Consider the following 543-nt stretch of genomic DNA (forward strand, 5'->3'; position numbering starts at 1 on the left):
AAGGTAGCCGTACCGGAAGGTGCGGCTGGATCACCTCCTTTCTAAGGGGAAAAGCGAAGGTCGCCCGCCTATCGGCAAAACGCGCTGGAGGGCCTGCGAGGAGGCTATTGCTGCCGCCGCAGGACCGAAGCGTCGCGAGTCGATGGCGGCCGGAGCTAGCCAATACGAAAAGCGGAAGCAAGACAACGATGGATCGTTCACACAGAGGCGCTTGTGGTTTTGTTTAGTTTTGAGGGAGCATGATTCCTCGACACAACGATATTGGTTATGGGCCTATAGCTCAGCTGGTCAGAGCGCACGCCTGATAAGCGTGAGGTCGGTGGTTCAAGTCCACTTAGGCCCATCTCGATGAAGGGGCCTTAGCTCAGCTGGGAGAGCGCCTGCTTTGCACGCAGGAGGTCATCGGTTCGATCCCGATAGGCTCCACCATTTCCATCGTTCCTTGAAAACTAGATAACCGGAAACGCAAAGGAAGAAGCCGAGACGCTGTAGGTTAAGCTAGAAAGGGCGCACGGTGGATGCCTTGGCACTAGGAGCCGATGA

Annotated in this window: 2 tRNA genes; both read left to right on the top strand. The window is 56.4% G+C overall.

Going from position 1 to position 543, the window contains the following annotated elements:
* The first annotated feature begins 269 nt into the window (after positions 1 to 269).
* Positions 270 to 343: transfer RNA gene (locus B4113_RS08145), tRNA-Ile, on the top strand.
* Between the two features lie 10 nt (positions 344 to 353).
* Positions 354 to 429 (top strand) — tRNA-Ala (locus B4113_RS08150).
* Positions 430 to 543 lie beyond the last annotated feature (114 nt).

The sequence above is a fragment of the Geobacillus sp. B4113_201601 genome, from assembly GCF_001587475.1.
GTDB lineage: Bacteria > Bacillota > Bacilli > Bacillales > Anoxybacillaceae > Geobacillus > Geobacillus icigianus.